General features: G+C 68.2%; 13 protein-coding genes. 9 read left to right on the plus strand and 4 right to left on the minus strand.

Annotation, left to right across the window (positions count from 1 at the left end; all coding sequences use genetic code 11):
- Nucleotides 1-146 precede the first annotated feature (146 nt).
- The 6 genes from AB0M14_RS31075 to AB0M14_RS31100 all read left to right on the plus strand — a co-directional run bounded on the left by AB0M14_RS31075 (nt 147) and on the right by AB0M14_RS31100 (nt 6,785).
- Nucleotides 147-1,580, plus strand: a complete 1,434-nt coding sequence (locus tag AB0M14_RS31075; RefSeq protein WP_365001291.1) for a hypothetical protein — start codon at nt 147-149, stop codon at nt 1,578-1,580.
- 10 nt (nt 1,581-1,590) lie between these two features.
- On the plus strand, nt 1,591-2,724 hold the full coding sequence (locus AB0M14_RS31080) for a lanthionine synthetase C family protein (protein WP_365001294.1): 1,134 nt from the start codon (nt 1,591-1,593) through the stop codon (nt 2,722-2,724).
- A gap of 493 nt (nt 2,725-3,217) precedes the next feature.
- Nucleotides 3,218-4,480: an MFS transporter gene (locus AB0M14_RS31085; protein ID WP_365001297.1), complete on the plus strand. Its 1,263-nt coding sequence runs from the start codon at nt 3,218-3,220 to the stop codon at nt 4,478-4,480.
- Between the two features lie 34 nt (nt 4,481-4,514).
- Nucleotides 4,515-4,970: a hypothetical protein gene (locus AB0M14_RS31090; protein ID WP_365001300.1), complete on the plus strand. Its 456-nt coding sequence runs from the start codon at nt 4,515-4,517 to the stop codon at nt 4,968-4,970.
- Nucleotides 4,963-6,138, plus strand: a complete 1,176-nt coding sequence (locus AB0M14_RS31095) for a histidine kinase (RefSeq protein ID WP_365001302.1) — start codon at nt 4,963-4,965, stop codon at nt 6,136-6,138. The genes AB0M14_RS31090 and AB0M14_RS31095 overlap by 8 nt, the downstream gene beginning before the upstream one ends.
- Nucleotides 6,135-6,785 (plus strand): response regulator transcription factor, encoded by a 651-nt coding sequence (locus tag AB0M14_RS31100; RefSeq protein WP_365001305.1) that lies wholly within the window; start codon nt 6,135-6,137, stop codon nt 6,783-6,785. Before AB0M14_RS31095 ends, AB0M14_RS31100 begins: the two co-directional genes overlap by 4 nt.
- 32 nt (nt 6,786-6,817) lie before the next feature.
- Here AB0M14_RS31100 and AB0M14_RS31105 read toward each other — a convergent pair whose 3' ends face one another.
- The 3 genes from AB0M14_RS31105 to AB0M14_RS31115 all read right to left on the minus strand — a co-directional run bounded on the left by AB0M14_RS31105 (nt 6,818) and on the right by AB0M14_RS31115 (nt 10,488).
- Entirely contained in the window at nt 6,818-7,921 is a 1,104-nt protein-coding gene (locus AB0M14_RS31105; RefSeq protein ID WP_365001308.1) for a GGDEF domain-containing protein, read from the minus strand.
- 68 nt (nt 7,922-7,989) lie between these two features.
- Entirely contained in the window at nt 7,990-8,694 is a 705-nt protein-coding gene (locus AB0M14_RS31110) for a DUF6198 family protein (RefSeq protein ID WP_365001311.1), read from the minus strand.
- A gap of 33 nt (nt 8,695-8,727) precedes the next feature.
- A complete protein-coding gene (locus AB0M14_RS31115) occupies nt 8,728-10,488 on the minus strand; it encodes an adenine deaminase C-terminal domain-containing protein (RefSeq protein WP_365001314.1) in 1,761 nt (586 codons plus the stop codon).
- A gap of 126 nt (nt 10,489-10,614) precedes the next feature.
- Here AB0M14_RS31115 and AB0M14_RS31120 point away from each other — a divergent pair, with 126 nt between their 5' ends.
- The 3 genes from AB0M14_RS31120 (at nt 10,615) to AB0M14_RS31130 (ending at nt 13,453) form a co-directional block, all read left to right on the plus strand.
- Nucleotides 10,615-11,586 (plus strand): LysR family transcriptional regulator, encoded by a 972-nt coding sequence (locus AB0M14_RS31120; RefSeq protein WP_365001317.1) that lies wholly within the window; start codon nt 10,615-10,617, stop codon nt 11,584-11,586.
- 40 nt (nt 11,587-11,626) lie between these two features.
- Complete coding sequence (locus tag AB0M14_RS31125; protein ID WP_365001320.1) at nt 11,627-12,046, plus strand: hypothetical protein; 420 nt, start codon at nt 11,627-11,629, stop codon at nt 12,044-12,046.
- 186 nt (nt 12,047-12,232) lie between these two features.
- Complete coding sequence (locus tag AB0M14_RS31130; RefSeq protein WP_365001323.1) at nt 12,233-13,453, plus strand: cytochrome P450; 1,221 nt, start codon at nt 12,233-12,235, stop codon at nt 13,451-13,453.
- A 4-nt stretch (nt 13,454-13,457) separates the two neighbouring features.
- Here AB0M14_RS31130 and AB0M14_RS31135 read toward each other — a convergent pair whose 3' ends face one another.
- Nucleotides 13,458-14,147, minus strand: coding sequence for a hypothetical protein (locus AB0M14_RS31135; protein ID WP_365001326.1), 690 nt, complete (start codon nt 14,145-14,147; stop codon nt 13,458-13,460).
- Nucleotides 14,148-14,274: the final 127 nt, after the last annotated feature.

Here is a 14,274-nt window from a genome sequence, read left to right on the forward strand (position 1 = left end):
CGCGCCGCGATGAGCCCCCTAATCGCCGTGCGGTAGGGCGAATCCGGTACCACGCACCGATTCGGCGAGGGCCGCGCGGCGGTCATTCTGGAATCCGTTCGATCGACCGACGGACGAACTCGAGACCCGAGAAGGGTTGGACCGCAATGCTTCACGACGCAGCGTTCTTATTCGCCGACCCCGACTACTTCCAGCCGGTCGAGCGCACCGATCCGGGGCGACGGTATGCCCCCGCCGCGCCGCCGGCCGGCTGGACCCGAGGCGAATCCGGTGTCTGGACCTACTGGATGCCGCCGCGGGTGGAGCTGCCCGAGCAGGGCTGGAAGGTCCATGTCTCGAGTTCGCTGGACAACGCTGCGCTGGTGCTCGACCTCGTTTCGGGAGTGTGCGGCGAGCTGGGGGTGCCGTTCAAGCATCTGGCGGGGCGGACGTTCTTCGGCTGGTTGCACAGCAAGCACGGGAGCCGGGTGCAGAGCGGGAAGTTCTGCGCGCTCTACCCGCCGACGCCGCAGGCCGCACACGAGGTGCTGGTGCGGCTGGAGCGGTCGCTCGCCGGCATCGCGGGCCCCTATGTGCTCACCGACCGCCGATTCGGGGCGTCGCAGTGTGTTTCGTATCGGTTCGGCGCGTTCCGGCCCAGCTATCGGTTGCAGGCCGACGGGTCGAAGCTGCCCACCATGCGCGGGGTCGACGGCACCGAGATCCCCGACGAACGCCGTCCCGAATTCTTCCTGCCCGCCGGTGTCGTGGACCCGTTCGCGCCGCCCCCGGAGCCGGTCGGCGAGTCCGAGGTCAGCTTCCACGGCTACACCTTCGAGGCGGTGCTGCGCCACAGCAACGCGGGCGGCGCCTACCGGGCCCGCGATCTGGCGGGGAACGCCCGCTTCGTCAAGGAAGCCCGCGGCCACAACGGTTATGTCGGGGTGCAGGACGCGCGGCAGCGGCTGGAGCAGGAGTACCTGACGTTGCGCGCCTTGCACGCGGCGGCGCCGGGCTTGGCCCCGCGCCCGGTCGAGCTGTTCACCGAATGGGAAAACACCTATCTGGTCACCGAATTCGTGCCCGGGCGGACGCTGACCAGCTGGATGGTCGCCAGCACGCCGCTGATCCACGCGAGCGCGGACGCGGCGACCTTCGACGGCTACTACCAGCGCTGTCGCCGCATTCTCGAGCAGGTCACCGAGCAGATCGCCGCCTTGCACCGGCTGGGCTACGCCTTCGTCGACATCAGCCCCGGCAACGTGCTCATCGACGACGACGACACGGTGCGGCTGATCGACGTGGAAGCCGTGCAGCGACTGGATCATCCGCTCGGCCTGCTGTCCACGCCGGGTTTCGCGCCGCCCGAGCTGCGCACCGCCGCCGGGCGTGCGCAGGCCGATCCGCGCTATGTGGACGCCTACGGGCTGGCCGCGCTCGCACAGCTGCTGATCTTCCCGATGCACGAGGTCGCCGAGCGGTCCCCGGAGTCCCTGGACCACCTGCATGCCGACCTCGCCGAGGTCGCCGCACCGCCGAAGCCATTGTGGGACCAGGTTGTTCGCTATCGGGGCGCGGTCGGCACGCCCGGGCCTTCCTGATCCCGACGCCGTGCGCACCGATCCGGTCGGCGCGCTGGCCTGGTTGCGGGACCGCACCGCGGACGCGCTGGAGCACATGGCCGATCCGGGAAACCCGCTGTCGGCGTACCCCCTGGGGCCGGAGGGGTACAGCACCAACACGCGAAGTCTCGCCCACGGCGTAGCCGGCGTACTGCACGCTTTGCGCCTGGCCGGGCGCGCTATCGACCCGGCGGTGCGCACCCGCCTGCGCGACGAATCCCTGGCCGCCCGCGACGACACCTGCCCCGGCCTGCTGTTCGGCAATGCCGGAATCGCCTTGCTGCTGGACGATCTCGGCGAGCGCGACGCCGCGCTGACGCTGCTCGCCACGGCGAGCGCGCATCGACTGAGCGCCGAATCGGTCACCTGGGGTGGCGGCGCCGCCGGAATCGCGATGGCCCAGCTGGCCTTTCACCATCGCACCGGCGACCCGGCGCACCTGGACCACGCGTGCCGGCTCCTCACCGGACTGCCCGAGGATCTGCGGCCCCGGCTGGGCGCCGACAACGCCTCCGGGCTGGTGCACGGGCGACCTGGAGTCGCGCTGGCGCTGTACTACCTGGCCGACCGCACCGGAGAGCGGCGGTTCTTCGAGCACGGACTGCGGTTGCTCCGCGACGAGCTCGTCCATGCCGAGCCGATCCCGGGCGGCGCCGTGGAATTCCGGGCCTCCGAGCGCGATCTGCGTGTCATGCCCTACCTGGCCGCCGGGAGCGCGGGTTACGCGCAGGTGCTCACGCGATACCTGAGCCGGCACGACGAGCCCGCCCTGGCGGATGTGGTGGACCGCTGCCTGCGGGCAGCGGACATCCGATTCACCGCCGCTCCGGGACTTTTCCACGGTCAATCGGGAATGGCGCTGGCTCGAGCCGATGCGGCGATCCACGCCGGGCGCCCCTACTCGAAGGCGCGATTGACCGCCCTGTTCAAGTACGCGATCCCCGGCCCGGCCGGTGTGCGCTGGCTCGGCGGCCACGGCCAGCGACTCAGCGCCGACCTGGCCACCGGTTCGGCCGGAGTCCTGCTGGCCTTGCAGCACACGCTGACCGGCTGCCCCGACCCGCTGTTCACCCTCGACGCGGCCCTGTCTTCGGCCGCGCCCCAACCTGTCGAGAGGAGGTGAACATCATGATCCAGATCCTGAAGCTGCAGGCCGAGACCGCCAAGAACGACGGCGAGGACGCCGGCTGGAGCACTCTCAGCATGGCCAACTGCACCAATACTCACGAAATGCAGTGACACCCAACGACATTCGACACACCGGAAAGGAGGTGAACACCATGGCCGAGATCCTGAAGTTGCAGGCCGAGTCCGCCCGGAACGAAGGCGAGGACGCGGTCTGGAGCACCTGGAGTGTCCAGAACTGCACCAACACCCACGAAATGTGATCAGCACCAGCACAACCCCTCCGGAGGGAGGTGAACACCATGACCCAGATCCTGAAACTGCAGGCCGAGACCGCCAAGAACGACGGCGAGGACGCCGGCTGGAGCACCCTCAGCATGCAGAACTGCACCAACACCCACGAAATGCAGTGACACCCGAATACCCCGCCGGGCGTGGGCCTCCCGAGGTCCGCGCCCGGCGTTTCCGTTTCCCCGGCAAGGAACCCGGCAATGACCAGTTCGACACCCGCACAGCAGAATTCGGATCTGCGGCGCTACACGATCGCCCAGGTCGCCTCGACTTTCGGCAGCACCATGACCAGCACCGCGGTCGCCGTGACGGCGGTCGCGGTGCTGGCCGCCGGACCTCGTGAGGTGTCGCTGGTGGTCGCCGCGTCCTCGGTGCCGCCGCTACTACTCGGCCCCTTCGCCGGGGTTCTCCTGGACCGCGTGCGACGGCCGCGGCGGATCCTGATCGCGGCGGATATCGTTGCGGCCGCGGCGATTGCGGTCTGCGCCGCGGCAGCCTGTTTCCGGTTGCTGACGGTCGCCACCCTGATCGGCTTGTCGCTGACCCTCGGCGTGACCGGAATCGTGCGTGCGGGACTGTACTTCTCGCATCTGAGCACCCTCGGCGTGCGCGACCTGAGCACCACGCGCGCACGGCTGCAAGCGAATTCGCTGCAGGCGCGTTCGGCGGGCGCCGCGGTGGCGGCGCCGCTGCTCGCGGCGGCCGGCGCCGCGGTGATGTTCGGCTTCGATGTGCTGACCTATCTGTTCAGTGCCTATTGCCTCCGGGGTTTGTCCACGCCGGATCACCGGGAGACCGGCGAGCGGGGCGGCATCGCCCGGGAATTCGCCGCGGGGGTGCGAGCGTTGCGCGACTCCAAGGTGCTGGCCGCGCTGGCGGTGTATCTGCTGATCGGAGGTGCGGCGACTGGCGGCGTGGCCGCGATGCGCGCGGTGTTCCTGCTTACCGAGATACGCATCCCGGTGTCCGCGTACGGGATTCCCGCGGTCGCCGCCACGCTGGCGGCGGCGCTCGGCGCGCTCGCGGCGCCACGCCTGCTCGCCGCCGGGATCTCGGCCGAACTGGCGTTGCGGGTCACGGTGCTGGCCGCGGCGGCCTGCGCGCTCGCCCTGCCGCTCACCGCCGGCGCGCTCCCGGTCGCGATGGTGATCGTCTGCGCGAGTACCGCACTGCCGACGTTCTTCGGCGCGATCATGAACATCGCGTTGATCGTCGTGATGGGGGCCGACGTCGGTGATCGGTACTTCGCCCGGGTGGGTGCGCTGCTCGGCACCGGGACGACCGCGGCCAACCTGCTCGGCGCGCTGCTGGGCGGATTCCTCGGTACCCACCTCGGCGTCCGCACCGGCATCTGGGTTTTCGTGCTCGCCGATCTGTGCGCCGCCGTCGCCTTCGCCCTCGTCCTGGCCCGGCGGCGGGCGCGCAGCCCGGCGGCGGCCCTGCGGCGAACCTCGAATACTTAGTCCTGCCAGCCGAAGTCGTGGGACACTTCTGCCCATGACAGCACGTACTTTCGTCGTCGTCTACGCAGTCGACGAGAGCGGCGCGACCGGCGTGCGGGTCGGCCGGGCGACCTTGCTCGAGCGGGAGTTCGCCCTCGCGCATCCGCCGTTGGCCGCGATCCTCGCCGAGGAGAAGACGGCGTTGCGGCTCGCGGTGGTCAGCCCGGCCCACGAGTACGCGGAGATCGTCGAGGTCTCGACGACGATCGTGGTACCGGACGCACCCGACATCGTGCTACTGCAACTGGCCGAAATCTCGGCCGCCCCGCCGCGCGGGGTACCGGTCACCCTGGATGCGAACGGCGACGGTGTGCCGGTCGAACCCAGCCGCGCCGACGTCATCGCGGCAGTGCGCACGGTACTCGACGAGGTCGCCGCCGCGCCGCCGCCACCGGCGATGCTGATCGGCAACCCACTGACCTGGGTCTGGAAGCTACTGGGCGGTGGCTGAATCCACCGCTGGGGCGACACCGCTGCGCCGGCTCGCCGACGTCGCGCTGGTCACCGTCGTCGGTGTCCTCGATCTGGCGGCCTGGGGCGGGGATCGTGAGCTGATCGGCGGCGGGTCGCTGCCGATCTGGGTGGTGCCGGCGGCGGCGGTCCTGCTGTGCGCGGCGCTGCTGCTGCGCGGGCGTTTCCCCCTCGCGGTGTGGGCGGTGACGTGGGGCGGCACCGCGGTCAATGTCGTTGTGCCGACCTACTTTCCGGCCCTGTATCTGCTGGTCGCCACCTTCGCGGTCGCCTGCCGGGTGCCCGGCTTGACCGCCCGGCTGGTGCTCGCCGGATCCGCGCTGTCGCTCGGATTGTTCACCTATCACAACGATTTGGCCGGTTCCGATCCGACGGAACCGAGTCACTACCTCGTCGCGGGAACGATCTGGGCGTTGGCGCTCGGTGTCGTGTGGGGCCTGGGTCGGGTGCTCTACCTGCGTGAGCAACGCGCGCGAGCGACCCAGGCCCGCCTGGCTGCCGAGGCCGAGGCCGCACTGGCGGCGCAGCGGTTGCGGCTCGCGCACGACCTGCACGACAGCGTGTCCGGCGCGGTGGCCGGAATGATCCTGCATGCCGCGGCCGCCCGGACCCTCGCCGCCGGTGCGGATCCGAAGGTGGCCGAGGCATTGGCCGTCATCGAGCAGGCCGGCACCCACGCCATGGGCGAACTGCACGATCTGCTCGGGCTGTTGCGCGCACCTGATCACATCGCGGCGGCGGCCACCCTCGAAGAACTGATCGAGCTGAACCGGGCCCGCGGGTTGCGTATTCGGGTCCGGACCGACGGCACCCGCCCGCCCGATGTCGATCCCGACATCGACCGTGCCGCCTACCGACTCGTTCAGGAATCACTGACCAATGCGGCCAAGCACGCCGGTACCGGCGCGAACGTCGATATCAGCATCGGCTGGCAGCCGACCCGCGTCACCGTGGCCGTGCACAGCACCGGCGGCGACGGCCCCGCCGCCGGGGTCGGCCGGCTCTCCACCAATCAGGGCCTGGCCGGACTCACCCAGCGCCTGCAAACCCTCAGCGGCACAGTCGCCTACGGACCGGACGGCGCCGGCTGGTCCGTGGTCTCCGAAATACCGTTGAGCGCCAAGGGAACCCAGGACACCACGCCGTGACGATCAGAGTGCTCATCGCCGAAGACGAGGCCCTCGTGCGCGCCGGCTGCGTGCTGCTACTCGGCGGCGTAGCCGACATCGAGGTGATCGCCGAAGCCGGTGACGGCGCGGCCGCGATCGAGCTGGCCGCCAAACACCACCCCGACGTCGTGCTGATGGACCTGCGCATGCCCGGCACCGACGGGATCGGCGCCACCCGCGCCCTCTGCGAATCACCGGACCCGCCGGCGGTTCTCATCCTCACCACCTTCAACGAACAGCACGCCGTCCAGCAGGCCCTGGCCGCGGGCGCGAGCGGTTTCCTGCTCAAGCACGCGGCCCCCGCCGACCTCGCCCAAGCGATCCGCGCCTGCGCCGCTGGGGACGGCTGGCTCGACCCCGCCGTGGTCGGCGGCGTCCTCACCGCCCTGCGATCCGGTACCCCGCCGCACACCACCACGCCGCCCTCGGTGTCCGGCCTGACCAACCGGGAACGGGAGGTACTGATCCTGATGGCCATGGGCTACGCCAACACCGAAATCAGCGCCAGACTCTTCATCAGCGAAGCGACCACCCGCACCCATGTCTCGCACGTGATCGCCAAAACCGGCTCCCGCGACCGCACCCAAGCGGTAGTTCTCGCCTACCGTAGCGGCCTGATGAGCTGAGGCGCCGCGGCCGGACGTGGCGAGAATCGTTCTCACACTTCGGTAGCGGCGACCTGGACGGCGTTGCCGCCGCCGTGTTTGGCCCGGTACATCGCGGAGTCGGAGTTGCGAAGCAGCTCGCTGTAGGTGAGCTCGGTGTGCGCTCGGGAGGTGTCGAAGACGGCGATGCCGACGCTGGCGGTGATCGTCACCGGGAAATCGGTGATACCGGCGATGGCCCGGCGGAGGCGTTCGCCGGTGGCGGCGGGGTCGTCGTGCAGTGCGCCGACCACCACGAATTCCTCGCCGCCGGTGCGGGCGACGAGGGCGTCGGGCTCGGCGGCTTCGCGCAGGCGCTGGGCGGTGTGGATCAGTACTTTGTCGCCGAGCGGGTGGCCGTAGGTGTCGTTGACGGCCTTGAATTCGTCCAGGTCGAGGGTTGCGACGAAGAGGTGTCCGCGGGCGCGGCCGCCGAGCGCGGACGACAGGTGCGCGTCCAGGCCACGGCGGTTCAACAGGCCGGTCAGCGGATCCGAGAGCGCATCCAATCGGAGCAGCCAGTGGCTGAACTGCATGAACGGGAGGACGACGCCGACGACGACCAGCATCACCAGAATCACGCCGAGGCCCGCGGCGACGTCGGCGCCGCGGCTGGCGCTGGTACCGGGGAGCTCGCCGCTGACCATCAGGTACGCCATCAGGACGCTGGCCAGGACGGTCCAGCCGACGTGCAGGGCCAGGATGCGCGGACCGTGGAACACGGCCACGTAGCCGCCCATCGCGGCCAGCAGCACGAGGCCCAGGACGCCGATGAGGCGATTGTGCGCGATCAGTTCGTTGATGACCGCGTCGAGATCGAACAGCACGACCCAGGCCAGGGATTCGTATTCGCGCGGCCAGGGCAACAGCCACCAGCGCAATGTCCACACCCCGGCGACGGCGGCTTCGACGAAGCCCTGCACCGCGATGACATTTCCCGGCGCCTCGCCCTGCGCTATCGGCGCCAGGATCGCCAGGCACAGCATGACCAGTCCGCCGGTGCCCAGCATGAACTTGAACGGGCCCAGCGCGCCGTGCGACGCGAACGTCTCGACCAGGCGGTCGTAATCAACCCGATCTCGCCACCACCTGCGAAATATCGATCGGCTGCTATTCATTGAGAAGCTAGATTGCCACACGACGGAAGCGCCGCCACAGCGACGCGACCGTATTGTTGCCGAGGTTCCTAATCAGCCACGGGATCGGCGGGGGCGGGGGCCGGCGCTTTCCGGGCCGCGTACTTCTCATACAGGAAGAAGTACAACTTCACATACTGTCCGACCAGGATCGCATTGATGATCGTGCCTTCGCGAATGAAATGCGGTGCGCCGAGGAACATCAGGCCGATGCTCGCCGAAAGCGCGAGCAGCGTGCAGTCGAACACCGTTTTGATGTTTCCCCACTTGCGGCCGGTCTTCTGCTGAATGGTGTTGACGAACAGGTCGATGGGCATCAGCACCAGATTGGCGCGGATCATCAGAAAGAGCCCGAGGGCCAGCATCGCGTCGGCGAAAATCAGCAGCACCAGGTTGGCCGTGTACGGGTCGAGGTCGATCCATTCGGTGAGCATCAGATTGATGTCGAGCAGCATGGCCAGGACCAGTGCCGGGATCATCGAGAGCAAATTCGAAGCCCGGAATGCTCGCGGCCGGACCAGGAAGGTCAGGATGAGCATGATGACCTCGAGGATGAGGTTGAACGTGCCTTGGCTGAGCGGAGGCAGCACCAGTGTCATGGTGCGGGTGAGGCTGCTCTGCGGGGAAATGCCGATCCCCGCCCGGATCGCCAGGCTCAGGCCCAGCGTCAGGATGTAGATTCCGGCGACGTAGGTGGTCCAGCGTCGCAGCTTGTTTCCGGTGTCGAGGACTAGCGTGTTCTTGTCGTGCTGCATGGCGATCGCATCCCTATTTCTCGGTGGCCCGGGCTACTTCATGAACCCGAAGCGGTCGAGCGAGATGAACAGGGTCAGCAGTTTGTTGACGACCGGCTCGCCTTCGTTGTGGTTGCCCAGCGCCGCGAGGGCGTCGTCGATCGAACGGGTCGCGGCCACGAGTTCGGCCAGGTCCATGTCCGCCATCACGCCGTAGAAGTCCAGGGGCAGAACGGCTTTCACCTGCCGGTCCGCGGTCACGACGCAACCGCCGACCAGCGCGTCGAGCTGCTGGAGGTTGGCGCACATCTCGGCGCTGTCGCTGCCGACAACCACGAAGTAGGCCGAGGGCGCCGGCCAGAACGTGGAGACCGCGCCGCGCTCGATCGAGACGCCCTTGAACAGTCCGTTGACCGTGTGCCGCGCGCCGTCGGCGTAGCGCTGCACGACCGAGATCCGGTTCAGCCGCACACCTTCCAGCTCGGGTACCACCGCGCCGTCGCGGAACGGCACCCAGACCTCCTGCGCGAACTTGAGATGCCCGCGTCCGTACACGTCGAACAACAGCACCTTCGCCCGGGCGCCGTCGTCGGAGACCTCGAGCGGAGTGAGCTCGAGCTGTTCGGCGCGCAAGTCGCCGAGGCCGGGTTTCGGCTGCTTGGCCAAGATCGAGTAGTCGAGGCCGACCGGGTGCAGCAGCTTGCGGTCCTGGGCGACGAGCTCGCCGCCCTTGAACACATAGCGTGGGTTGATCTTCGAGAGGCTGTCGGTCAGGACGATGTCGGCGAATCGGCCCGGGCTCAGCGAGCCGAGGTCGCGGTCCTTGTGGAAGGAGCGCGCGGCATAGAGCGTGCCCATCTTGATCGCCTGGATCGGCGGCATACCCATTTCGACGGCCAGCGAGATGACCCAGTCGATGTGGCCGTGCCGCAGCACCCGGTCCACCGAGATGTTGTCGGCGCAGAGCTGGAAGTTCTCGGCCGGCCAGCGGCGCTTCACGATGGCGCGCAACATGGTTCGAATGACTTCGGGGCTGCCGACGCCGAATTTGATCTGGGTGTTGAGGCCGTAGCGGATGCTTTTCTCGATGTCGTCCTCGTTCCACACGTCGTGGTTGTTGTCGACACCGATCGCGGGCATGTAGTTCAGCAAGGTGTCCGACAGGGCCGTGACGCCCCAGTGGCAGTTGACGAATCCGGCATTGGCGCGACCGAGCGCGGACTTGCGGAAGTCGTCGGCGTTGCCGGTCATGTAGGACAGGTGGGCCAATTCGCCCAGGCCGATGACCGGATCCATCGCCAGCATCGCCTCCGTGACCTCCGGGGCGGTCTTCTTGCCCGGAGCGAAAGCGTAGAGCCGGTACGGCAGTTTGTCGTGTTCGGCGAACAGCGCCTTGGCGGCGTCGACCGCTTCGGCGCCGGCGGCGCTGGCGAAGTCGAGGGTTTCGCCGAAGACCGTGGTCGTTCCGCTGGGCACGATCGCCTCGCCGAAGGCCGCCGGGTGGGCGAGCTGGGATTCGAAATGCAGGTGGGTGTCGATCAGGCCGGGGATCGCGTAAAGGCCTTCGCCGTCGAAGGTTTCGCGGAAGCGCACGATCGATTCGTCCGGGTTCAGCGCGATGATGCGCTGGCCGTGGACCAGCAGCGATCCGGGATAAACGGACTCGCTGTGCACGTCGAGGATATGGAGATTGCGCAGCAGCAGGTCGGCTTCCTGCTCGCCTTCCAGGATGCCGAAGATCGTCCGGACGTGATCATCCTGGGCGGCGACGTCCGCGGCGGCGGGGGTCGTGGCGGGCGAATTCTGTTGGAGCATTGTGGTCCTCACATCGGGGTTTTGCGTAGTGGTACTGATGGAACTCGCTCCGCACCGTTGCTGACAAGCATCCGTTTTTGCACGAGGTGTACTCATTTTTCGTACACTCGCCCCAGGAGGTGCCCAGTGCTCCATTCACGGTTGCTGCAGTACATCGATGAGGTGGCGCGGCTCGGATCCATTCGCGCGGCGGGGGCTCGGCTGCATGTCGCGCCCTCGGCGATCAATCGGCAGATCCTTTTGCTGGAAGCCGAACTCGACCAGCCGCTGTTCGAGCGGCTGCCCCGGGGAATGCGGCCCACTCCCGCGGGCGAAGCGCTGCTCGCGCATATCCGGGGGACGCTTCAGCAATACCGCGAAACGGTCGCGGATATTCGCGATCTGCACGCGCTCGGCAGCGGCGAAGTCGTGATCGCCACGATGACGGGACTGGCCAGCGGCGTAGTCGCCACCGCCGCCGCGAGTTTCCGCTCCCGGCATCCGCAGGTCCGGATTTCGATTCGCACGATGACGAGTCTGGATATTCTGCGGGCGGTGGAGCACAGCGAGGCCGATCTGGGACTCGGCTTCAACGTCCCGTCCTCGACGCAGACCGAAGTGTGCTGGCAGCTGAACACCCGGCTGGGAGTTGTTGTCTCCCCGCGACATCCGCTGGCCGGCATGGAAACGATTCCGCTCGCTCAGTGCACGCCGTATCCGCTGATCTTCGCCGATCGCTCTATGGTGATTCACGGCATCGTCGCCGAGGCTTTCGCCAACGCCGCACTCGATATTCAACCGGCGTTTCACACCAACTCGATCGAGACCATGAAGCGGCTCGCCGGTGGGGGCGAGGCCATCGCCTTTCTCAGCGAATTCGACGTCGCGGAGGAATTGCGTGACGGCCGTTTGGCTTTCCGGCCGGTGCGGGACGCGTTCAGCAACAACATCGTCTCGCTGGTGCGCCGGGAGAAGCACGGGCACGGTCTGGCCAGTCTGCTGCTCGCCGACGAGATCGTGGATGCGCTGCGGGCGGGGGCGCCCGGCCCGAAATCGCCCGGGCTGCTGCGGTCTTCGGAGGAGCGCTTCGATCACGCTCCCGAATCTCGGGTGTGTTGACACACCGAAGTCGCCCCTGGTTACGGCAGAATCCCTCGCCATGAAGTGGCCCTCATGGATCCGGGATATGCAGGCAAGCCAGCGCGCGCACGAACAGCGGATGCAACGCGCGGCCGGCGTCGACGCCGTGAAGTTGGTGTGCCGCCGCGATGTTTGGGATCAGCTGGATTTATGGCAGATCAGCGGCGGGCACCGGCCGTCGGAATGGGTCTCGCCGGGACTCGTCCGGCGGATCGGTGACGACATGGTCGAAGTCCCGCTCTCCGGGCTGAACGTAGTGGCGTTGCTGCGCAGCACCAGGCGGCACCTGCGCGCCGCCGAGGCCCTGCAAGCCGGCACGCGCACGGTGGCCCATCGCGTCTACGACCAGATCGCGCAGGTGATCGACGCCGAGGCGACACCCGGTGCGCCGCTCCCGGCCATCGTGGTGGACGACGAGCTGGTCGCCGCGACGCAGTAAAACCGCTGGGACCGCTGACCATTCGGTCCGACCCGGAGCTGGGGTGGCGTCGAGTTTCGCCACCCGGATCCGGCCCGCTCGAATCCCGGTGCGCGTTCCCGCGGATTTCGCCGTAGCGGCTTGGTGAGGGTGGGTTCGGTGTTTGAATCGAACGTAGAACGCGTTTCAGGTCAGTGGGAGACAGCCATGGTCAGACCGTCGATACCCGCGGGGTTCGATTTCACCGATCCCGATCTGTGGGCGCACCGGAGGCCGGCGGCGGAGTTCGCGGAGCTGCGCCGGGTGGCGCCGGTGTGGTGGTGTGAGCAGCGGGGGAGCGGGTTTCATGATGGGGGGTACTGGGCGGTTACCCGGCTCGAGGACATCAAGGAGATCTCCCGGCGGCCGGAGACGTTCTCCTCGGCCGAGAACAGTGCGATCGTGCGTTATACCGCGGAGACCACGCGGGAGCAGCTCGATATGCAGAAGGTGATCATGCTCAATATGGATCCGCCGGCGCATACGAAGAATCGGCGCATCGTGTCGAAGGGGTTCACGCCGCGGGCGATCGAGAGTCTGCGGGGGGCGCTGGCGGAGCGGGCGCAGCGAATTGTGCAGGAGGCCAAGAAGGCTGGGCGGGGGGACTTCGTCGAGCAGGTGGCATCGGAGCTGCCGTTGCAGGCGATCGCCGAACTACTGGGTGTGCCGCAGCAGGATCGGAAGAAGCTCTTCCACTGGTCGAATTCGATGATCGGGTCCGACGACCCGGAGTTCGCCGCCGAATCGGTGACCGCGCAGCTCGAACTGAGCGGCTACGCTTGGCAATTGGCCGAGGAGCGGCGCTCCTGCCCGCGCGCGGATATCGTCACGCAGCTGGTGCACGCCGATATCGACGGCGAGCATCTCGGTTCCGAGGAGTTCGCGTTCTTCGTCATCCTGCTCTCGGTCGCGGGCAACGAAACCACCCGCAACTCGATCACCCACGGGATGAAGGCGTTCGTGGACAACCCGCGGCAATGGGAGTTGTACCAGGCCGAGCGCCCGCGCACCGCCCCCGACGAGATCGTCCGCTGGGCGACACCGGTCACCGTCTTCCAGCGCACGGCCACCCGCGATGTCGAACTCGGCGGCCAGTCGATCAAGAAGGGCCAGCGCGTCGCGATGTTCTACGGCTCGGCCAACTTCGACGAAACCGCCTTCACCGACCCCTTCACCTTCGACATCCTGCGCGACCCCAACCCGCACGTCGGCTTCGGTGGCGCGGGTACCCACTACTGCCTGGGCGCCAACCTCGCCCGCCTGGTGATCGACCTGATCTTCAACGCCATCGCCGACACCATGCCCAACCTCCGCCAGCTCGCCGAACCCGAGCACCTGCGCTCCGGCTGGCTCAACGGCATCAAACACTGGGAGGTCGCCTACGAATAGCCGATCAGCCAGGGTCGGCGACCAGGCTGAGGTAGGCGGTGTCGAGGGGGATGTCGACGGCGAACCAGGCGGCGGGGCGGTCGTCGTCGCGCGGGCACCAGGCGGTGGCGATGCACAGGCGGGCGACTTCCGCTCTGGCCAAGCCGGGCAGGTGATAGCTCAGGCCGGCGGGGTCGGTGTAGCGAACGCCGTAGTCGGCGGAACCGCTGGGCGGCATGACATCTGCCCAGTCGGCGGGCATGAGGCGGCCGTCGGCGGCTTGCAGAGCGAGCAGTTCGTAGTCGGGTCCGCCGACCGAGACCATGAAATGGTCGTTCTCGGCGCTGACGGCCGCGAGGCATTCGCCGGAGTCGGGGCCGGCGAAGGCGCCGGCGGGGAGATCGCCGAGGTCGGCGGAGACGATCAGGCCGGAGACCGCGGCGTGCGCTCGGACCTGCCAGATCGCGGCCCACATCGGCACGGGCGCGCCGCCGTCCCACGCGGGGACATCGATGCTCCCGAGGAGCAGATCGACCGTGGCGGCGTCGTGGTCCCAGCGGTGCAGGTGCGAACCATTCGGCAAGCGCCACACGGTGTCCGGCGCGGCGGGCAGCGCGGTCGATCCGAGCGTGACGGCGAACTCGACCTTCCCGAGCGGTGTGTCGATCACGGCCCGGCGCCTGGCGGCCTGGGCCAGCTGGTCGGTGGGAAGCATGCGCCCATCATGCAGCAGTGCCCGCGCGCGGTCACGCGGGCCTGAGGCCACAACGGCATAACAGCGCGGCGTTTACCGCGCGCCGTCCTGAGCTGGGACAACTGTGATCGGCTACTGTCCAGGGCCT

Origin of the sequence: Nocardia sp. NPDC051832 (assembly GCF_040681285.1) — a bacterium.
In the GTDB taxonomy this organism is placed as follows: Bacteria; Actinomycetota; Actinomycetes; order Mycobacteriales; family Mycobacteriaceae; genus Nocardia.